The sequence below is a fragment of the Paenibacillus sambharensis genome, assembly GCF_003233845.1.
GTDB classification, from domain to species: Bacteria; Bacillota; Bacilli; order Paenibacillales; family Paenibacillaceae; genus Paenibacillus_I; species Paenibacillus_I sambharensis.
Genome location: NZ_QKRB01000010.1, coordinates 120,361 through 139,695, shown reverse-complemented (window position 1 = coordinate 139,695; position 19,335 = coordinate 120,361). Strand labels below are relative to the sequence as shown.

The 19,335-nt window shown below is 53.7% G+C and carries 19 protein-coding genes; 8 read left to right on the top strand and 11 right to left on the bottom strand.

All coding sequences use genetic code 11. The features are described 5' to 3' along the window. Positions 1-107: 107 nt before the first annotated feature. Together DNH61_RS01715 and DNH61_RS01710 are read left to right on the top strand one after the other, a co-directional pair. Positions 108-305, top strand: a complete 198-nt coding sequence (locus DNH61_RS01715) for a hypothetical protein (RefSeq protein WP_111144976.1) — start codon at positions 108-110, stop codon at positions 303-305. Positions 306-505: 200 nt separating this feature from the next. Further along, entirely contained in the window at positions 506-1,042 is a 537-nt protein-coding gene (locus tag DNH61_RS01710; RefSeq protein WP_111145048.1) for a YfiT family bacillithiol transferase, read from the top strand. A 43-nt stretch (positions 1,043-1,085) separates the two neighbouring features. Here the strand turns inward: DNH61_RS01710 and DNH61_RS01705 are convergent, their stop codons facing one another. From DNH61_RS01705 to DNH61_RS01690, 4 genes are all read right to left on the bottom strand, one after another. Continuing rightward, the gene (locus DNH61_RS01705) at positions 1,086-1,292 is read right to left on the bottom strand and encodes a helix-turn-helix transcriptional regulator (protein ID WP_111144975.1); all 207 of its coding nucleotides are present in this window, start codon (positions 1,290-1,292) and stop codon (positions 1,086-1,088) included. Positions 1,293-1,533: 241 nt separating this feature from the next. Next, positions 1,534-2,265 (bottom strand): DUF4956 domain-containing protein, encoded by a 732-nt coding sequence (locus tag DNH61_RS01700; protein ID WP_111144974.1) that lies wholly within the window; start codon positions 2,263-2,265, stop codon positions 1,534-1,536. Between the two features lies 1 nt (position 2,266). Then, complete coding sequence (locus DNH61_RS01695) at positions 2,267-2,980, bottom strand: polyphosphate polymerase domain-containing protein (RefSeq protein WP_111144973.1); 714 nt, start codon at positions 2,978-2,980, stop codon at positions 2,267-2,269. Between the two features lie 325 nt (positions 2,981-3,305). Next, positions 3,306-3,941, bottom strand: a complete 636-nt coding sequence (locus DNH61_RS01690) for a pentapeptide repeat-containing protein (RefSeq protein WP_111144972.1) — start codon at positions 3,939-3,941, stop codon at positions 3,306-3,308. 191 nt (positions 3,942-4,132) lie between these two features. Between DNH61_RS01690 and DNH61_RS01685 the strand changes: the two genes are divergently transcribed. From DNH61_RS01685 to DNH61_RS01665, 6 genes are all read left to right on the top strand, one after another. After that, positions 4,133-4,573 carry a ribonuclease domain-containing protein gene (locus DNH61_RS01685; protein ID WP_111144971.1) on the top strand — a complete coding sequence of 147 codons (441 nt, stop codon included), beginning with the start codon at positions 4,133-4,135 and terminating at the stop codon, positions 4,571-4,573. 24 nt (positions 4,574-4,597) lie between these two features. Beyond that, positions 4,598-4,876: a barstar family protein gene (locus tag DNH61_RS01680; protein WP_111144970.1), complete on the top strand. Its 279-nt coding sequence runs from the start codon at positions 4,598-4,600 to the stop codon at positions 4,874-4,876. Positions 4,877-5,127: 251 nt separating this feature from the next. Further along, on the top strand, positions 5,128-5,280 hold the full coding sequence (locus DNH61_RS26180) for a hypothetical protein (protein ID WP_181438542.1): 153 nt from the start codon (positions 5,128-5,130) through the stop codon (positions 5,278-5,280). 134 nt (positions 5,281-5,414) lie between these two features. Continuing rightward, positions 5,415-7,058: a GAF domain-containing sensor histidine kinase gene (locus DNH61_RS01675; protein WP_111144969.1), complete on the top strand. Its 1,644-nt coding sequence runs from the start codon at positions 5,415-5,417 to the stop codon at positions 7,056-7,058. Continuing rightward, positions 7,058-7,720: a response regulator gene (locus DNH61_RS01670; protein ID WP_111144968.1), complete on the top strand. Its 663-nt coding sequence runs from the start codon at positions 7,058-7,060 to the stop codon at positions 7,718-7,720. The genes DNH61_RS01675 and DNH61_RS01670 overlap by 1 nt, the downstream gene beginning before the upstream one ends. Before the next feature lie 117 nt (positions 7,721-7,837). Beyond that, positions 7,838-8,380, top strand: a complete 543-nt coding sequence (locus tag DNH61_RS01665) for an NADPH-dependent FMN reductase (RefSeq protein WP_111144967.1) — start codon at positions 7,838-7,840, stop codon at positions 8,378-8,380. A 142-nt stretch (positions 8,381-8,522) separates the two neighbouring features. On the opposite strand, the gene ptsP is transcribed toward DNH61_RS01665, so the two are convergent. The 7 genes from ptsP to DNH61_RS01630 form a co-directional block, all read right to left on the bottom strand. Beyond that, positions 8,523-10,244 carry a phosphoenolpyruvate--protein phosphotransferase gene (ptsP, locus tag DNH61_RS01660; RefSeq protein WP_111144966.1) on the bottom strand — a complete coding sequence of 574 codons (1,722 nt, stop codon included), beginning with the start codon at positions 10,242-10,244 and terminating at the stop codon, positions 8,523-8,525. Beyond that, entirely contained in the window at positions 10,237-10,512 is a 276-nt protein-coding gene (locus DNH61_RS01655) for an HPr family phosphocarrier protein (RefSeq protein WP_111144965.1), read from the bottom strand. Before DNH61_RS01655 ends, ptsP begins: the two co-directional genes overlap by 8 nt. 28 nt (positions 10,513-10,540) lie before the next feature. Next, a complete protein-coding gene (ptsG, locus tag DNH61_RS01650) occupies positions 10,541-12,583 on the bottom strand; it encodes a glucose-specific PTS transporter subunit IIBC (RefSeq protein WP_111144964.1) in 2,043 nt (680 codons plus the stop codon). Between the two features lie 300 nt (positions 12,584-12,883). Next, positions 12,884-13,735: a glucose PTS transporter transcription antiterminator GlcT gene (glcT, locus tag DNH61_RS01645; RefSeq protein ID WP_111144963.1), complete on the bottom strand. Its 852-nt coding sequence runs from the start codon at positions 13,733-13,735 to the stop codon at positions 12,884-12,886. Positions 13,736-13,812: 77 nt separating this feature from the next. Beyond that, positions 13,813-15,549, bottom strand: coding sequence for a methyl-accepting chemotaxis protein (locus DNH61_RS01640; protein WP_181438541.1), 1,737 nt, complete (start codon positions 15,547-15,549; stop codon positions 13,813-13,815). Between the two features lie 149 nt (positions 15,550-15,698). Continuing rightward, positions 15,699-17,792, bottom strand: a complete 2,094-nt coding sequence (locus DNH61_RS01635; RefSeq protein ID WP_111144961.1) for a glycoside hydrolase family 36 protein — start codon at positions 17,790-17,792, stop codon at positions 15,699-15,701. Between the two features lie 101 nt (positions 17,793-17,893). Next, complete coding sequence (locus DNH61_RS01630; RefSeq protein WP_111144960.1) at positions 17,894-19,210, bottom strand: ABC transporter substrate-binding protein; 1,317 nt, start codon at positions 19,208-19,210, stop codon at positions 17,894-17,896. Between the last annotated feature and the right edge of the window lie 125 nt (positions 19,211-19,335).

Sequence of the window (19,335 nt, the reverse complement as noted above, 5' to 3'; positions counted from 1 at the left end):
GTCATGTTATATTTTGGGTGTGAACAGCTGGCGAACCGCGGCGCCTCTAATCACAACGCCAATATGCTTAGGGCCGGAGAAGCTTTAAGCCAACAGGGGGAATAACCATGCTGCATCCGTATTTCGCAGACAAGGAACATGAACGGCACATCGAATCCGCTGAGAAGGCCTGCCTTTATGATGTTGATACGCATACGCAGAAGTCCGTGTATGATCATATGCAGAGCTGGCTTGCCAGCTTCTTCAGAGCAGGCAAGAGCAGCGCTGTCCAGCATCGCCGTACACACACGAAGAAGAGCGTCTGATACCTATTAGGGGCAGTCATCCATCCTGACCTTAGGTGAAACATTATAATTATATATAGAATAACATGGAATTATTAATTAACACATTTCAATATAATAATTTTGTATGAATTTTATAATTGGTAATTGTAATCCGCCCAGCAGCAATGATGCGGAAGGAAAACAGGTATCAGGTCGCTGCGGAAGAAGGAGAGATGAAGATGATAACGGAAGAGCAGTTGAAGTATCCAATCGGGCAATACAGCCATGAGGGTGAAATTACACAGGAACAGCTGGAAGTTTGGCTGCAGCAGCTGGAAGAATTGCCGGGGAAGCTGCGTGAAGCGGTGGCCGGCCTGGAGGATTGGCAGCTGGATACCCCATACCGCGAGGGCGGCTGGACAATCCGGCAGGTCGTGCACCATCTGGCGGACAGCCACATGAACAGCTTCACCCGTTTCAAGCTTGCGATAACGGAGAACGGCCCCACGATTCGGCCTTATGATGAGAAGAAGTGGGCAGAGCTTGTTGATTCTCGCACTGCCCCGATTGAATGGTCCCTGGATTGGCTCGATATTCTCCACCGTCGCTGGTGTATGCTGCTTCGCAGCCTGACAACCGAGCAGCTGCACCGCACCTTCTTCCATCCCGATTCCGTAGAATGGTTCAGGCTCGACTGGAACATCGGCATGTATGCCTGGCATGGCAGCCACCATGCTGCTCATATCACCGAGCTCTGCAGGCGAATGAATTGGTAAGCGGAACGAAAGCCCCGAACCGATTATCTGGTCTGGTGTCTGTTTATGCTGAATCCTGCTCTACCCAGAAGAGATCATCCAGCGTCTTGTTTAATACCCGGCAGATAGCCAGACATAAGCTTAAGCTGGGATTATATTTACCGAGCTCGATCAGCCCGATCGTCTGTCTCGATACCCCTGCAAGGAGGGCCAGCTGTTCCTGGGACAGGTCCTTCTCCACTCTGGCAAGCTTCAGCTTCATATTCTTCATGTTGTCAGCACCCTTTCATCGTGTGTATCAGCCGCTGTAACTGGGGTTCAGCAGGCTTCATCAGTATGTAGTAACCGAATAAAAGTGTAGCACGAATATAGCATTAAGACAACTATACATGACATCATCCGACAGCAGAAAACGCCGGCACCCATCAGGATACGCCATCTTGGGTGCGGCTTTCGTCTGTCTTACTATGTCACGGCCAGGGCGGAAGGCGGTACAGCCTGGAGGGCCGCCCCTACGAGACGTAATCTCCGCTGTAGCTGATCAGGACAGCGCTGCTCACGCCCTGCAGTGCGGTTAAGCGATTAACAAACTCCCCTTCCCTCTCCTTAAGCCTGATCTCGAGTGTAGTCTCAACGCAGCCGCTCGTAACAGTCTTCTGTTTGACGTTGTACCGTTTGACGAGCTGCCCAACCAGCTTCTGCACCTCCCGCTCGCTCTGGTCATCCTCGCAGTTAACAACCAGCAGGTACGGTGTTTCGAATGAGGTTTTCTTGATGAAATAGAACATTATAAGGCCAATCGCAGCAGATCCGATCAGTGCCAGCACATAGAACCCCGCCCCTGTCACAATACCTGCTGCCGCAGCCCAGAACAGGAAAATCAGATCAGTCGGGTCTTTGATCGGTGTACGGAAGCGGACAATGGACAGGGCGCCGACCATCCCGAGCGACAGCACGAGATTAGAGTTGACTGCAATAATAACGAGTGCGGTTACCATTGTCATACCAATTAATGAGACGTTGAAGCTCTTGGAATACAGCACCCCGCTGAAGACCCGCTTATACAGCAGATAGATGAAGAACCCGACTAAGAAAGCGAAGAACAGGGATAGCAGTATTCTTGGCAGGTCAATAGTTGCTGTAAAATTATTCAGAACGGAGTTCTTAATCATGTCCGTGAAGGTTGTTGCGGAATCCGCCGCAGCCGTCTGGGCTGCCGATAAGCTGGTCGTTGTGGTATGCATACTAGAAGTCCTCCCAAGTGTTGAATTTCAGATGTTTGCGGCAGATTACATATTTGGAGGCGCTCTGCCGGTTCAGCCCCTCCAGCTGCAAGGCGCTTCTTATGGCCCCAGGCAGATATTCATCATATTTGACTTCAAGAATAATCAGATTGTCATCCAGGGCACGAACCGGCTTAAGGTTAGGATCAAAGACATCCGTGGCATGAAGTCCTGTCCGCAGCTCCTTGTCAAAGGTAATTCGTACATTGCCGAATCGGCTGACATAAGGCTCGCGGACGTAATCGACAATGACTTTGGGCCTGAGCAGCTTGTGCTTCATTTCAAGGTACAGCTCCATCAGGAACGGCTTATCCGGCTGATTCAGCACCTCGTAATTTCCCGCCAGAATCGAATCGTACATCGATCGTGTCAGCGGCTCCTTTACCTTGGCTATGTAGTCATTCTTCTTGATCTTCTTCTCAAAATGAATGACATGATCCTGGACATTGTAAACCCGGATCCGGTACTTCACCCGGTCATGAATCCCGCCTAGCTTCTCATGCAGCGCCTTGTTATCCACATCGTCGAAGTAGAGGCTGCGGATATGATACTCACCTGTCGGACCTGCGTGTGAATCCTTGTCTACAAGGCTGCGAAGCCGGGAACGGATAATATGAAACTGATGATAATTAATAAAGAACTTATGCTCATGCCGGTATTTCAGCTTGGCACTCATCGCCTCTTGCACCTTCTCTCGTCTGCTATGCTTGTATTGTAAGACGGCTGCCTGAGTTAATCCTTAGGGCAAACTGAAGGACCGCTGAATGTTTTTTACAAGTTCTTAATGAGCAGGTTAGAAGCAGATGAGGATCACAGTTGAGTGGTTACGGAGCGCATGCGAAAGCAGGCATCAGCGAATAAGCCAAGCGGCTGGCGCGTGACTTGTCGCTGAAGATGAGTGGGTGTGTGTCATTCATGCATAGGGGACTTATCGCGGCTGGCGGTATCGGAGAGCGGACATAGCGGCAAATCAGTACGCAGCATCCGATACGACTGATTGATTAGTCCTTGAGGACAAGGCCCAGGTACTCGGCAAAAATAACGGCCTGCTCCTGTGATATGATGCAGCCCTTCAAGTTCTCCAGCGGAATGGAGATCCCCTCAATCTCGCAGCTGCTGAGGTCTATGCCTGCCAGATTGGTGCGCAGAAATTCAGCCTTCTGGAGCTTGCAGCTGTTAAGATGCAGCTTGGTCAGCTTAGATTCCGTGAAGTCAGCGCTTGCCAGCATCGTATCCTCCAGCACAGCCTCCTTCCAGTTGGTGAACCCGAACTGGGCATAGCTGCAGTTGCAGCCCTGGAATCTTGTATTGCGGAAGGTCGAGTCAGTGAAGACTGCACCGACCATTTTACAATCAATAAACTCGACCCGGTGCAGCAGCGCTCCACTGAAATCCACATTGGACAGGTCGCAGCCTTCGAAGCGCACATCGGTCAGCTCCACCTTCGGCCAGGCCACTTGATGCAGCGCCGTTCGGCGAAATATAAATTTGGAGAACGATACACTAACCGCCTCCTGGTCACGAATCGTCTCATCCTCGCATAAGCCGCTGCTAAACTGCTCTTCATCGCCAAATAAATAACCGCCTAGCGTTACAGCTTCCATACTTCCGGCAAGCGCCGGTTTTGCAATTTTCATATCCGGTCCCTCGTTTCTGTCTTGATTATGATTTCAGCATACCTCACTTTCCCGGCATTGTCCCGCCTCCAGCCTCCTCCACAATTCCTTTACATAAGACAAACATAAACATTACATTTCCTGGAATCCCTAATGTGTATAATGGTCTTGTGATTACGATCACAGTCCAAAATATGAGGAGGCTCTACGTAATGAAAAAGTGGTTCAGGCTGATCCTGTCAGCCGCAATTGTTCTGTCGCTGGTCCTTGGAAGTGCAGGCTCTGTTATCCATCAGGGAACCCCTGTCGCCGAAGCGGCTGTCAGCGGTCCAACCGATTTTGCCGGTATTATCAACTATCTGAAGACGTATGGGCGTCTGCCAGCCAACTTCCTGACGAAGAGTCAGGCCAGGCAGAAAGGCTGGGTATCCAGTGAGTGCAATCTGGCCAAGGTTGCTCCCGGCTACAGCATTGGCGGCGATGTCTTCTACAACCGCGAAGGTAAGCTGCCGTCTGCCTCCGGTCGTACCTGGTACGAAGCAGATGCTTACTATACGTCCGGATGCAGAGGCGCTTCCCGTGTCGTATACTCGAATGACGGACTCTACTACACGACCACCGACCATTATAAGACCTTCAGAAGATGGTACTAAAGCAAATGAGGTGAGCAGCAGCCAGTGGCAGAAGAATTGGTACTAAACGGACAAGAGCTGTGGACGATCGATGATTTTCATGATCTCTTCATGAACCGTCTGCATTTCCCCGGCCATTATGGCCGAAATCTTGATGCCCTCTATGACAGCCTGATGGATTATGTGATCCCCCCGCTTACGATTCGCTGGACGCATTATAATGAGAGCGAACAGCTGCTGGGCGACCGCGCCCAGGCACTGGTGCAGGTGCTGCGGGATGCCGCAGCTGAGGTTGAAGGACTTGAGGTAATTGTTGAGCCTTAGGCATTCTAACAAGATAATGGATATGGAGTAAAAGCCGTCCCGCAGAGGGGCGGCTTTTGTTTATCTTCAGCTGCTTAGACAGCCGCTGACTGATCTTCATTTTCCAGCCGGCCGCATGGTGGATAATTTCGGTCCATCCCCTGGGGTTTAAGACCAAAGATGTAGACCAGGCTGCGTCCAACTCCCGACGCGGAGCACCATCACGGAGACTTATACTAATAGCAAACGTGATGACGAGAGGGAGATCAACCATGTTAAACGTATATGCAGCGGAGATGCAGATGAAGGAGCAGAAGCAGCAGCTGGATTCCGTAACAAGACTCGCCTGGAAGTGGTTTGGCAAACAATCCTTCTGTGTACGCTGCCTCTTCGGGGAACGGAATAAGGAAATCAGCGTGGACTAGATCATCCCAAACAGCGGTATAGACTGGCAAAAATAATCCGCCGCTTCCGATTCCACGATAATAGAGGCTTCTCAGGCGCTTCCGCAATAGAGTATGCTAAGTCTAAAGAGCAGCAGCAGAGAGAGGTGGATTAGATGCAGGAAGACGTCAAGCTTCATGAGGCGGAGCTCTTGCGCGAGATCGCCGAGACGATCAACGGCACTTACGATATGATGCAGATGCTGGACCTTGTGCTGGCAAAGCTGCTTGAATTAACCGGCCTGCAAACGGGATGGGTGTTCCTTCTCCGCAACCAAGCCACGATGGCCTTCAGCTGCGCTGCGGATGCTTGTCTGCCGCCGGCTCTCACCATCAACGACAAGGAACCTCTTAGAGAAGGCGACTGCTGGTGTATAGACCGGTTTAAGGACGGGCGCCTCAAGCGGGCGGTGAATATACTCAATTGCAAAAGAATCGAGGATGCCATACTCCTCAAACGCGGCGATACCGGAAATTTGACGCATCACGCCACGATCCCGCTTCGTTCCGGGGATAAGCTGTTCGGGATACTGAACGTCGCTTCCCCAGGCAAGACAGCGTTCAGCGAGGAAGAGCTGGCACTGCTGCAATCTGTGTCTTATCAGATTGGCACAGCGGCTCACCGTATTCAGCTCTTCAGCCAGGAGCGCAAGCGGGGAGCTCTGTTCGAGAAGCTCGGTACAGCTTCCCGGGAACTGAGGGCCATAACGGAGCCTGAGCGGATTGCAGCAGAAATCGTCCGCATCGCAGGCACGACCTTCGGTTGGTCGAATGCAGCGCTGTGGATGCGTGAGAACCAGGGACTCTTCCTGCATGCTTCTTATGAAGAGGGAAAGGTGACCATTCCAGCAACCGGCAGTCCCAAGCATTCCTGCGAACTGCTGGACACGGTTCTGAAACAACAGGAGCCGCTGATTCTGAAGGAGCCAGTTGAGCCCCAACTGCTGCCTTCCTCCAAGCCCGTCCGCAGCGCGGCTGTCGTCCCCCTGCTCCTGCAGGGCAAACCGATCGGCGCCCTGGCCGCAGGACATGCAGGCGATGAGCCGTTCGATGCGGCCGACACGGAAGTATTGGCGGCCTTATCCGCACATGCGGCCCTGACCTATGACAGCGCCAGACTGCAGGAACAGGGCCGGGCGCTCGCCCGCTGGGAGGAGCGAAACCGTATTGCCCGGGATCTTCATGACTCTGTATCCCAGATGCTGTTCTCGCTTCAGCTGCACGCCCGGGGTCTGGAGAATGTGCTCCAGGAAAGCCCGGAAGGCACCCGGCAAGCTGTCCGCGAGGTCGGCCGGCTCTCCCGTGAAGCACTGGCTGAGATGAGAGCCATGATCCGGCAGCTTCGGCCGCCCGGCCTTGAAGAAGGACTGCTGACCGGTCTGTCGCGTTATGGCACGTCAATCGGGCTGCAGATCACATGCAGTGCCTCCTCACAGTTGATTCATTTGCCGGAGAGCACCGAGATGACCTTATGGCGTATTGGGCAGGAAGCGTTGAATAATGTCAGCAAGCATGCCGGTGTTCATCGGGCTTCTATCTCGCTCGTTTACAATTCTGGTGGTATTGTCATGACCGTCTCGGATGACGGGGCCGGGCTGGAAGCCGGAACAGGCGGTCCCGGCTTCGGCTTATCCATCATGCGGGAACGTGCAGAAGCTGCTGGAGGAACAGTCACGTGGATAAGCTCACCCCGCGAAGGCACAAGCGTGCTGGTCCGGCTGCCGCTCACGGAGCAGATTCGACAGGGAGGAGACCTGTAATGACAACCATACGTGTGCTCCTTGCAGATGATCATGCGATCGTCCGTCAAGGATTGCTCTTCTATCTCGGGATGCAGCAGGATCTGCAGATGGTAGGTGAGGCCGCGAACGGCCAAGAAGCCGTGGAGCTGGCCGGCAGGCTTCGGCCAGATATCGTGTTGATGGACCTATTCATGCCAGTCATGAACGGCGTTGAAGCGACGAGGGATATCCGCTCACAGCATCCCGATATGATGATTATCGTGCTTACCTCATCTTCGGATCAGGATCATGTTCTCTCCGCAATCAAGGCCGGCGCGAACGGATACATCCTGAAGGATGCTGATCCTGCCGAGATTGCGGATGCCATCCGCGGAGCCTATGCCGGTCTGCCGCAGCTGCATCCTGCAGCAGCGGCTCAGCTCATGCAGCATGTGGCTGCCGATACCCGGCAAACGACAGTACCGTCTAGCCATGCGCTTCTCGAAGCGCTGACCGTCCGGGAGAAGGAAATTCTACAATTCATTGCGCAGGGCAACAGCAATAAGGAAATTGCCGCTGCCTGCGGGATCGCAGAGAAGACGGTTAAGACCCATGTAAGCAACCTGCTCAGCAAGCTTGGTCTTGCCGACCGGACTCAAGCCGCTTTGTACGCAGTCAAACACGGTCTTGTCGAGATTTAAGTCCTAAGACGAATGAATGAAGGCCTTCTCAACCTTTTCGCCGAGGCGTGAAGCGTGAAAATCATCTATGATAAAGGCAGAAGAACCAAAACCTTACCGTAAAGGATTGGATGACCGATGAAGATAACCCTTATCGCAGGCAGTAACCGGAAGGATGCCACAAGCACGAAATTGCTCCATTATATACGTTCATTAATGCAGACCGAGGGCATCGGTGTGACATTAATCGATTTGTATGAAACTCCGCTGCCCTTCTATTCGGCAGATGAAACGAGCAGCCATCCGCATGTGAAGCATCTGCTTGAAGCCGTCAGCCAGGCTGATGGACTTGTCCTTGCCACACCGGAATACCACGGCTCCATATCCGGCGTGCTGAAGAACGCACTTGATTATGTGAGCGGCAGTATCGTCGGAGGCAAGCCCGTCCTGTCCGTGAGCTCAGCAGGCGGAGCTGTTGGCGTCAGCTCCCTTACACAGCTGCAGGCCATTGTGCGGAATCTGCACGGCATCAACAGCCCGGAGTGGATCTCGATTGGCAGCAGCCAGCGATTTTTTGACGAAGACGGAGCCCCACTGGATGAGCCGACGCGTGTTCGGGTCACTCAGGCGCTGAATCAATTCATTCGGCTGACAACTGCATTAAAGGCCAGTGCAGTGTAATAACGACAGACTTATGCGCTTGGATAAAGTCATAAACCAGCATGCGCCAGCAACGCACGAAGGACCGCCCTAAGCAAGGCGGTCCTTCGTGTTTCATCCATCTATATAAATGTATGCGCGAACTGCTTCAGACTACTGCTTATTACTGCTGCGTACCCGCAAACTGCTCCACCAGCTGAACAACTTCCTCGGCTGTGCTCTTCTGGAGCGCCTGCTCGGCCAGCTTCTGCATGTCGGCCTGCGACAGCTTGGAAATCTGCGTGCGTGCCGGCAGAATCGACGTGGCGCTCATGCTGAATTCATCCAGACCGAGGCCAAGCAGAATCGGAATCGCGGTGGAATCGCCCGCCATCTCGCCGCACATGCCGACCCAGCGTCCTTCCTTATGAGCTGCGTCGATGACGATCTTAACAAGCCGGATAATAGCCGGGTTATAAGGCTGGTACAGGTACGAGACCCGCTCATTCATGCGGTCGGCAGCCATCGTGTACTGAATCAGGTCATTGGTGCCGATACTGAAGAAGTCCACTTCCTTCGCAAACTGGTCGGCAAGGACAGCCGTCGACGGAATTTCCACCATGATACCGAGCTGGATCTCATCCGATACCGGGATGTCCTCCTGCTTCAGCTTCTCCTTCTCCTCCAGCAAAATCGCCTTCGATTGCCGGAATTCATCCAGCGTCGCAATCATCGGGAACATAATCCGCAGGTTGCCATACACGCTCGCGCGAAGCAGCGCTCTCAGCTGAGTACGGAAAATGTCCTGCTGGTCCAGGCACAGACGTACAGCACGATAACCGAGGAACGGGTTCATCTCCTTCGGCAGCTTAAGATAGGAAAGTTCCTTATCGCCGCCGATATCGAGCGTACGGACGACAACCGGCTTGCCTTCCATCTTCTCCAGCACTGTTCGGTAGGCGTTGAATTGATCCTTCTCGCTCGGCAGCTTGTCACGGCCCATATACAGGAACTCGGTCCGGTACAGGCCGACTGCCTCCCCGCCATTATCCAGTACGCCCGTTACATCGTTCGGCGTCCCGATATTGGCCGCCAGCTCCACATGATGGCCGTCAGCCGATACCGTAGGCTTATCCTTCAGCTTGGCCCACTCTACCTTCTGCTCTTCATAACGCTGCTGCTTCTCCCGGTAAGCGGCAACGGTCTCCGCATTCGGGTTGATCAGCACCACGCCCTCAAGCCCGTCAAGAATCAGCAGGTCGCCGTCCTTCACTTCGTCCAGAATGTTCTTCGTGCCGACAACAGCCGGTATTTCGAGCGAACGGGCCATGATTGCCGAGTGTGAGGTGCGTCCGCCAATGTTCGTGGCAAAGCCCTTCACATAGTTGCGGTCCAGCTGCGCTGTCTCAGATGGTGTGAGGTCGATCGCCACCAGCACAACCTCTTCCTGGATGGCGCTCAGATCGGTAATCTTCACACCTTGAATGTGTGCCAGCACGCGCTTCGTCACATCCCGCATATCGGCTGCACGCTCACGCAGGTAAGCACTCTTGTTGTTCTCGAACATCGAGATGAACATATCCGCTACTTCCTTAAGCGCAAAATCCGCATTCACTCGCTCGCTGCTGATTTTGTCACGAACTGGCCCAATCAGTTCAGGGTCCTGCAGGATGAGCAGATGCGATTCGAAAATCTCCGCCTTTTTCTCGCCCATCTGCTGCAGGGTGCGTTCCTTCAGTAGCTGGACCTCGATCCTGGATTTACCCAGGGCCTGATCCAATTTGGCGAGCTCCGCTTCCGGCTGCTCCACCGTCCGCTTCTCCACCGTAAGGTGAACCTCTTCCATGCGGAAGGCTTTAGCAACCGCAATACCGGCTGCTGCTGCGATCCCTTGTACTTTACTCATACACTTCGCCAAGCCCTTCTTTAACGAACACCTCTTCAAGCGCCGGGATAACCTGTGCTTCGTCTTCGCCTTCCGCGATAAACGTAATCTCGTCCCCTGGCTCAAGCCCGAAGGAAAGAACGCCCAGAATGGATTTCATCGTTACTTTCTTGCCCAGCGCTTCCGCGAACACTTCAGACTTGAATTTATTAGCTGTGTTCACCAGCGCAGTAGCAGGACGTGCGTGGATGCCATCCTCATCTGTTACTCTGAATTTCTTCTGTTGCATGGGTAATCAGCTCCTTAACTTGGATTTGTTATGGTTTGCGAATCGTGATGATGTTCTTCGTACCCGCTGTAACCGGGCCTGTCTTGTTCAGGACAACCGATGCACCCTCAGGCAGGTTTGTGAAAATAATCGGTGTCATAGTGGACGGCGCATTCGCCTTGATGAATTCCAGATCGGCCTCCATGATCGGCTGACCGGCCTTCACCTCGTCACCCTCTTGTACCAGGATGTTGAAGCCCTGTCCCTTTAACTTAACCGTATTGATACCGAAATGTACCAGCACTTCTTTGCCTGCATTAGAACGGATGCCGATAGCATGCTTTCTCGGGAACACGTTATACACTGTTCCGTTAACCGGCGATACAACATTTCCGTCCTGCGGCAGTACCGCAAAGCCATCTCCTGTCATCCGGTTCGAGAACACTTCGTCCGGCACTTCGGATATATCTTTAATCTCGCCGTTGACCGGCGCGACAATCTCTTCTTCCATCATCAGATCGCAGGCTTCACCCGCTGGTGCCGCTGCTGCTTCTGCAGGTGTTACCGGCTCAGGCGTTTTGCCCGCAATCACATCCTGGATCTGTGTCTTCAGCGTATCGGAACGTGTGCCGAAGATCGCCTGGATGTTGTTCCCTACTTCAAGAACTCCGGCAGCACCAAGCTGCTTCAAGCGCTCCTTATCCACTTCCGCAGGCGTCTTAACCTGCACACGCAGGCGTGTAATACAAGCATCAAGGCTCGCAATGTTGCCCGCTCCGCCCAGTGCGGCAAGAACATTGCGCGGCAGTTCGCCGACTTCACCCTTCGCCCCGTCACCACCCGCTTCTACAACGTCTTCCCGGCCTGGCGTCTTGAGGTTGAATTTGCGAATCGCAAACCGGAAGCCAAAGTAGTAGATAACAGCGAAGACCAGACCGACTGGAATAACCAGCCACCAAGCAGTACGGTTCTGGATAACACCATAGAGCAGGAAGTCGATAACACCGCCCGAGAACGTCATCCCGATCTTCACGTTCAGAATTTCCATGATCATGAAGGAGAGACCTGCGAAGATCGCGTGAATACCGAACAGAACAGGTGCTACGAACAGGAATGTAAATTCGAGCGGCTCTGTAATACCTGTCAGGAACGAAGTCAGGGCAGCCGAGCCCATGATGCCGGCCACAATCTTCCTGCGCTCTGGTCTTGCTTCATGGTACATGGCAAGCGCTGCTGCAGGCAGACCAAACATCATGAAGGCAAACTTACCAACCATGAAGGTACCGGCAGTAAGCTCCACCCCATCCTTCAGCTGTGCGAAGAAAATCTTCTGGTCACCACGCACGATTTCGCCCGCGCTGTTGACATATTCACCAAATTCAAACCAGAACGGCGAGTAGAAAATATGGTGCAGACCGAACGGAATCAGGCTTCGTTCAATTACACCGAAGATAAATGCGGACAGTGTCAGGTTGGTCCCGACCAGACTTTCCGAGAAATAGTTCAGACCGCTTTGAACCGGCGGCCAGATGGCAATCATGGCAATACCGACCAACAGGGCTGAACCGGCTGTAACAATCGGCACGAACCGTTTCCCTGCGAAGAATCCCAGGTAAGACGGCAGTTCAATCTTGAAGAACCGGTTGTACATGACAGCCGCCAGTATACCGATGATGATACCGCCGAAGACCCCGGTCTGCATCGTATTAATGCCCAGGATGTTCGCGTACCCTGCATCATTAGCCACCATCTCAGGCGTAACCTCCATCAGAACGCCCATTGTAACGTTCATGATCAGGTACCCGACAATAGCTGCCAGTGCGGCTACCCCTTCACCGCCTGCAAGCCCGACGGCTACACCGACGGCAAAGAGCAGTGACAGGTTCGCGAAGACTATATTCCCCGCTTCTTCCATAACGTGCGCAATCATCTGAACCCAATCAGCTTCAAGCGCCGGCGCCAAGGCCAGAAGGTCTTCATTACTGAGGACATTACCCAGTGCCAGCAGAATACCCGCTGCTGGAAGGATCGCCACCGGCAGCATGACTGCCCGTCCAACCTTCTGGAGAACTCCAAAAAACTTCTTGAACATTGGATTTCTTCCCCCTAATTTCGTAATTTCCCTCGGCATTCACGACAACAACACAAAAAGGCATGAGAGGACCAAGGATTCATAATACGGAACAACATGTTCGTAGGTATATTACCCCGACTGAGGTTTTTTTACCTACGGCTGTTCCCAAGAATCCTTGAACTTCTCATGCCTGATCGAATCAGTTACACGATTTATGCAATTGTAGTGGCTGCTAAGGTTGTGTGCAGTAGTGATTATAGCACCGTTAAACTTTTTTAGACAACCTTTGTCAAAAAACGTTCACATACTGCATACTCACTACTTGTAATCTGTGCTGTTTTGCACAATGCGCTGCAGATGCAGCGTTAGAAAAACAGCCTCCGCATCATAGACGGGCTTATGCAGCCGCTGCTGGATGACCTTGATCAGTGTCCAGGCAAGCGAATACATCTCTGGATACTCTGCCTTGATTAGTTCTGTTATCTTACCCGGCTCGTCCACCTGCTCACCGCGTCTAACCCGCTCAAGCGCAATCATCAGATGACGGAGCAGCCGCGAATAATTCAAGCTGTCCCTCTCCACCTTAATTCCGAGGCTGCGCTCAATGAGCTCGACCAGGTCCGAAATAAGCTGGGAATTCTCTCTAACTTCTCCTATTGGCCGGTCGGCGATCGCACTATGAATATGCAGGGCTACGAAACCGATCTCATCATCAGGAAGTTCAATGCCAAGCTTGCTGTTAATTTCCGCGACAGCATGCTCAGCCAGCTTATATTCTCTCGGGTAAAATTCCCGGGTTTCGTAATTAAACGGATTGTGTACGGTAATCCCTTGGCGATTGCGCATGACCGCAAAGGCAATATGATCCGTCAAAGCAATGTGGATGTGTTCATTAAGCGGCGCACCGGCATGCTGCGCAATATAATAAATGACATCATTCATCACGCCAATCAGCTTCTCGTCCACCTGCTCCAGCAGGCGCTTGTACAGCTCCTTCTCCTTCTGATTGCGCAGAATGAACATCTTCTCGCCTGCATCAGCCTGAATCAGGTCCTTCGCCTTCTTGCCAAACCCAACGCCTCTGCCAATGACGACGACTTCCCCGTAGTGCCCATGAGACGCGATAACCACATTGTTATTTAATACTTTAAGCACTTGCAGGCTTTCCACGGGCGTCCTCCTCTAATCACAGTCCCCACTAGTGTACTAAATAAGTTAAGCGCCATCAAGGAATACGGCAAAACCGCCTATGACTTAGACTCGTCTGACAGACCTTCACTGGTATCCGCTTGATTAAGCTTGAATTTGCCGAGCTCTTCTCTAAGCTGCTGAGCCATACGGTTCAACGAATCAGCTGATACCGCAACCTCCTCCATCGAAGCAAGCTGTTCCTCGCAAACCGCGGCCGAGGTTTGGGACTGTCCGGATATATGCTCGGAGAGCTCGGCAACCTGATGCTCAGACTCGAGCAGCTGCCCCGTAACCGCTGACAGCTCCTCTGTGGCAGCAGACACTTCCTCTGCCTGTGCAGCAACATGACGGATCGCATCATACACCGCATCGAACGCCTCACCTGTCCGGTTCATAATACTGGTACCGGCCTGCAGTTCCCCGCCGCCCCTTCGCATCGCTTCGACAGCCTGGTTAATGGTGCCTACCATCCGGTCAATTCCACTGCCAACCTGGCTGGACGCTTCCCCTGCTTGATCGGCCAGCTTCTTGACTTCAGCCGCAACAACAGCGAAGCCCTGTCCATGCTCGCCTGCCCGGGCTGCTTCAATGGAGGCGTTAAGGGCCAGCAGATTGGTCTGTTCCGCAATTTCCCGGATAAATTGGGTGATCTCATGAATCTGCCGGGACTGCTCCCCCAGATTGTAGACCGCTTCAGCCGACTGCTCCATCGTCATCTGCACATTCCTCATCTGGGCTGCCGTATCCGCGAGAAGCCGCTTACCGCCTTCCGCTTGCTGGATCGCTTCTTCCGAGGACTCCGCTGTACTTGTCGCAGATTGGGCAATCCGCAGCAGGGCTGTTGAGCTGTCTTCCAATCCCTGCTTATTATCCCGCATGCGGGACGCTTGATGATCGGCAGACTGGGAGATTCCCTGTACCGCTTCCGCGATATGATTCGAAGCCTGTACAGCTTGCGCCGAGTGCTCCGACAGCTCCTTCGAGGCTGCGGCAACCTGAGCGGCATTATGATGGACAGCCAGCATAAGACTGCTCAGATTGCGTTTCATTTCGTTAAAGGCTCCTGCAAGCTGGCCGATCTCATCCCTCTGGCGCACATGAAGGTCAGCGTCCCGCAAATCGCCGTCTGCAATTCTTCTGGCTGCCTGAGCAACCAGCTTCACCGGCCGCGCGATAGCCCGGGTAACCAGGAGGGAAAGCACAATACCAGCAAGCAGCGCGGCTATTACGGTCGCGAGTACGGTAACCTGCACCATCCTGACCTCCCCGGCTGTCTCGGCAAGCGTTGTCTCCATCTGCTTCCGCTGAAACGCTTCCAATTCTGACGCCGTAAGCTCAATCTGCTGGACAATAGACGAGCTGTCTTCCTCGACCATCCGGATAACTCTATTCATGTCTCCTGCCTGACGGTAGGATACAATCTCGCTTACCGCCTCAGCGTATTGCTCTTCCAGACTCTCAAGCTTGCTTGCCAGCCTAATGGCTTCATCCAGCACCTGAACCTCTTGAAGCGCTTTCATATTGCTGGAAAAACGAGTCCTCTCACTCTCGTACCAATCCAGATAGGCGGTATTGCCCGTCAGCATGTAGCCTGTCGCATGCTTGCCCTGCTCGACCACCCCATGCTTTAAATCCTTGATCAGCAGTATCTTGGCAACCCGGTCCGAGATCAGCGTTTCATATGAATCATTCATCTCATTCATCTCTGTCCAGCTTACCGCCCCTACGATCATGGTCAGCAGCAGCACCGCCGCGAAGCTGCCCATTAGCTTTCTCCTGATGTTCATGTTCATGACCCTTACCCCTTTAGCCAGCAGAATATGATATAGATACCTGTCTCTATTATAAGGGTAAGGGTCGACATTTTTCGATATAAAATTACTGATATCGGCGCGATTTTTATTGAAAATCCCCATCAATATCAACTTATCCATCAAGGTACTTACAAGCGCACTTCAATCAGCCTGGCCGCCGGTGCAGCAGCAAGCTCAACCTTCAGGACAGCTTCTGCAGCATCCCACTTCAGTCCGCAGATACCGCCCTTCGGGTATGCACAGCGGACATGCAGCTCTCTTCCCTGCAGCTCCGGCAGCGGCAGGCTTACTTCGGATTTACTGCCGCCTGTACGCCATACCGCGATGTATATCCGGTCGTCCCTGCGGAGACCAAGACTGATCCAGTCGTCCTGCGGCTTCGGCATCCCGAGCGGCCAGAATGGCAGCGCCTCGCGGATATCGCTGCGGATCGTCTTGTAATAGTCCAGCGCTTCCTTAACCAGTGCATGGCGGCGGGGGCTGAGTTCAGCCAGGTGGCCGCTCTGATGAATCCGCAGGAGCAGCGCGTTGACCATATTGAAGATGACTTCCTCGTCATCACCCTCACGCAGCGGATAGGACCATATTGCGGACTGCTCGGGTGTCAGTGCACCGGGCGAGCCTGCAGCAATGGATGCATACCGGACATAGTCTTCCTGATCGCTGGTCGATTGAATACTGTGCCTGCTCAGCATAGCATAGTCCATTCGCATGCCGCCGCTGGAGCAATTCTCGATGACAAGCTCCGGATACCGGGCAAACACGCAGTCCAGCCAGGCCAGGTATGCCCGGTTATGCTGCAGGAGGCCATCTCCTGTGCTATCCGAAGCGGTCTCTGTGCCAATACCAGCGTTAATATTGTAATCCATCTTGATATAGCCAACCCCGTAGTCCTCTACAAGCCTGCGTATGACTTCATCCGCATGCGCTATAACCCTTGGGTTCCGGAAGTCCAGCTGGTAGCGGCTGCGGTCCATCACCCGCCGTCCGTGCCGCATGAAGAACCAGCTGTCATCCGTATCCGCGAGCTTCGGACTGTTGATGCCCATAACCTCCAGCTCCAGCCACAGCCCCGGAATCATTCCCTTGCTGCAGATATAGTCCAGCACATACTTGATGCCTTCGGGGAACCGCTCTTCAGAAGGCAGCCACTCGCCAACCCCGTCCCACCAGTCACCCGGCGCATACCAGCCCGCATCAATGCAGAAGTACTCACAGCCTACGTCTGCCGCCGCATCAATCAACGGAATCAGCTTCTCCGCCGTCGGCTTGCCCCACAGGCAGTTCATATAATCGTTGAAAATAATCCGCAGCAGCCGGTTGTCCTCATTCGGCCGGCGAATCAAGCGGCGGTAGCGCGTCAGCTCCCCAAGGGCTTCTTCCAGCCCGCCGCTGACCACACCTACAGCAGCAGATACGGAAACGAAGGACTGGCCCGGCTGCAGCTCGATCCACCAGTGGTTATCATGCTCGGTGGGGCCGCTGACCTGCAGGGTGAGCCGGTCCACCTGGTCGGTGATCTCCCAGTGCCAGGAGCCGTTATGCTCGATCTGCCAGAACAGGGCCGTTCCCGCTTCCGTGTTCTCCAGCACAGCCATCGGAATATGCTCGGCCGCAGACCAGGAGCCCGTGTTGCTGCAGGAGATCCGCTTCGAGCTTCTGTCGGTCATATGGGAGAACCCGAGCTCCGGCAGGGTGTAGGTCCGCCACTGCAGCTCGCTCTGCCAGGCATTATGGGCGAGCGTCAGCCTCATTTTGTCATCGCGGTCTCGGCTGCCCTCCTTGTCAACACCCGTCAGCACGAAGGAGGATACGTACTCCACGCCCACCGGGCTCTTGCCTTCATGAACAAGCTCCGTCCAGCTGCTCGCCACCTTCAAGCCGTCGAAGAACTGGTAATGCTGTACGGCGCGCACTCCGCTGACCGGATCGCGCAGCACGACCTCCAACTTGCGTCCGGCTGAGCTCCGCGTATCGAGATGAGAATCATACTGCATCCGCAGGCCCGGATAGGTGGCCCGGTGTGTCCGTCCGTGATATTCCGCGCGGTCTTCCCCGCTCAGCTGAAGCTCCAGCAGCCGATAGCCCGGCTTCTGCTTATCTGTTACCGCTCCCGGTTCGTACGGCTCCGCTCCAAGATGCAGCAGCAGCACATCCAGCTTGTCCGTCACTTCGATCACAAGATGCAGACCATTCTCCTCGATTACGATCAGCTGTTCCATGAAAGGCACCCTCTCCGGTTTCGTTATTGGTTCAAAAATAGACATAGGCCCGCATCATCTTAGATGCCGGGCCTCTTGTCTGCTATCCTTATTATAGCGTGTTACTGGGCTGAGCCCAACTGAACCCAGGACTTCTCGATCTCGGCAATCGCCTGCTCTCTCGACTTATTGCCTCCGATGTAAGCCTGCATGATCTCTCCAAACCGCTGGTGGAACATATCCAGGGAGTAGTTGATGGACAGATCGCCCGACTCACTCGTCTTCAGAATCTCTTCCATCTGCTTCGGCATATCCAGGTCAGGCAGCGGCGCATCCTTGACCGGAGGAATGACCTTGGCAACACTGGAGAACCAGTTCTTGCCGTAATCGGACGTATACAGCCAGTTGAAGAAGGCAATTGTCTCATCCACCGTCTCCGAGTCCTTGTTGATCCGCAGGGCCTGATCCGCACCGGTAATGATCCGCGTATGCTCCGGGTTGTCATCCACCGGATAGCCCATGATGCCAAGCTGGAAATCCGGCGTAATTTTCTTGACCGCTTCTTCGTCCCATGCCCCCTTGCCTGTCATGAAGGCAGTCTTGCCAAGCGCGAAATCACTTACCTGCGCATTGCTGTCGCGCTCAAGCGGCTTAGGCGTGCCATGCTGAACGGTCAGGTCGATGAAGTTGAAGAAATTCTCCGCAAGAATGGGATGATCCTCGATCTTCGCCTTGCCCGCGATAAAATCACTCACCAGCTGCTGCGGGCTTACTCCCGCCTCTGCTGCCGCTGCGTCAACGTAGTGCTGGAAGATATGCTTCCAAACCCACCACTCCTTGTAAGCGTTGGCAAAAGGGGTGATACCTTTAGCCTCCAGCTTCTGAGCCGCATCCTCCAGCTCAGCCATTGTCTTCGGTGCTTCGGCAATGCCCGCATCTTCCAGCAGCTTCTGATTGTAGATCAGCGCGAAGAGATTGCCCTTGACCGGCAGTCCAAGCACCCTGCCATCCGTCGACGACATATTGGCGCGAACGGCATCGGTCATGGCTGCCGCAAGCGGCTCATCCGTCAGGTCCGCACTGTACTCCGCGAATGTATCGATATCTCCGCCGGCTGTCGTCTGGAACACATCCGGCGTGCTGCCAGCCGCGATTCTGGATTTTAACACGGTGTTATAGTCGGCCTGCATAATTTCCAGGTTAATCGTGACGTTCGGCTTAACCTTCTTGTATTCGGCGATATACGCGTTGAACGCATCCGTATACTCTGGCGAAGCGGTAAACATGTTGATTGTGACCGGCTTCTCCTCCGCACTGCCGCCAGCTGCGCCGCTGTTCTCAGGACTTGTATTGCCGCCGCCGTTATTGCCGCCGCAGGCTGCAAGAATTCCTATCACGAGCATCAGACTAACCGATAATGACACCAAGCGTTTGACCATCTTTACGCCCCCATTTTCCTATAAGTTATGTTCGTCCTTGAGGTCTATATTAAAGAAAAGAAGGCGGCTGCAAAATGTAGATAAGTAAGATATTAAGGGTAAAAAAGTGAAGTCCTACGACTGTG

Excerpts from the sequence above, each read along its gene's own strand:
- DNH61_RS26180 (WP_181438542.1), top strand. The coding sequence starts at position 5,128 with ATGTTAAACGTATATGCAGCGGAGATGCAGATGAAGGAGCAGAAGCAG.
- DNH61_RS01665 (WP_111144967.1), top strand. The coding sequence starts at position 7,838 with ATGAAGATAACCCTTATCGCAGGCAGTAACCGGAAGGATGCCACAAGC.
- DNH61_RS01715 (WP_111144976.1), top strand. The coding sequence starts at position 108 with ATGCTGCATCCGTATTTCGCAGACAAGGAACATGAACGGCACATCGAA.
- DNH61_RS01675 (WP_111144969.1), top strand. The coding sequence starts at position 5,415 with ATGCAGGAAGACGTCAAGCTTCATGAGGCGGAGCTCTTGCGCGAGATC.
- DNH61_RS01705 (WP_111144975.1), bottom strand. The coding sequence starts at position 1,292 with ATGAAGAATATGAAGCTGAAGCTTGCCAGAGTGGAGAAGGACCTGTCC.
- DNH61_RS01640 (WP_181438541.1), bottom strand. The coding sequence starts at position 15,549 with ATGAACATGAACATCAGGAGAAAGCTAATGGGCAGCTTCGCGGCGGTG.
- DNH61_RS01690 (WP_111144972.1), bottom strand. The coding sequence starts at position 3,941 with ATGAAAATTGCAAAACCGGCGCTTGCCGGAAGTATGGAAGCTGTAACG.
- DNH61_RS01710 (WP_111145048.1), top strand. The coding sequence starts at position 506 with ATGATAACGGAAGAGCAGTTGAAGTATCCAATCGGGCAATACAGCCAT.
- DNH61_RS01670 (WP_111144968.1), top strand. The coding sequence starts at position 7,058 with ATGACAACCATACGTGTGCTCCTTGCAGATGATCATGCGATCGTCCGT.
- ptsG (WP_111144964.1), bottom strand. The coding sequence starts at position 12,583 with ATGTTCAAGAAGTTTTTTGGAGTTCTCCAGAAGGTTGGACGGGCAGTC.
- DNH61_RS01695 (WP_111144973.1), bottom strand. The coding sequence starts at position 2,980 with ATGAGTGCCAAGCTGAAATACCGGCATGAGCATAAGTTCTTTATTAAT.
- ptsP (WP_111144966.1), bottom strand. The coding sequence starts at position 10,244 with ATGAGTAAAGTACAAGGGATCGCAGCAGCAGCCGGTATTGCGGTTGCT.
- DNH61_RS01655 (WP_111144965.1), bottom strand. The coding sequence starts at position 10,512 with ATGCAACAGAAGAAATTCAGAGTAACAGATGAGGATGGCATCCACGCA.
- DNH61_RS01700 (WP_111144974.1), bottom strand. The coding sequence starts at position 2,265 with ATGCATACCACAACGACCAGCTTATCGGCAGCCCAGACGGCTGCGGCG.
- DNH61_RS01685 (WP_111144971.1), top strand. The coding sequence starts at position 4,133 with ATGAAAAAGTGGTTCAGGCTGATCCTGTCAGCCGCAATTGTTCTGTCG.
- DNH61_RS01635 (WP_111144961.1), bottom strand. The coding sequence starts at position 17,792 with ATGGAACAGCTGATCGTAATCGAGGAGAATGGTCTGCATCTTGTGATC.
- DNH61_RS01630 (WP_111144960.1), bottom strand. The coding sequence starts at position 19,210 with ATGGTCAAACGCTTGGTGTCATTATCGGTTAGTCTGATGCTCGTGATA.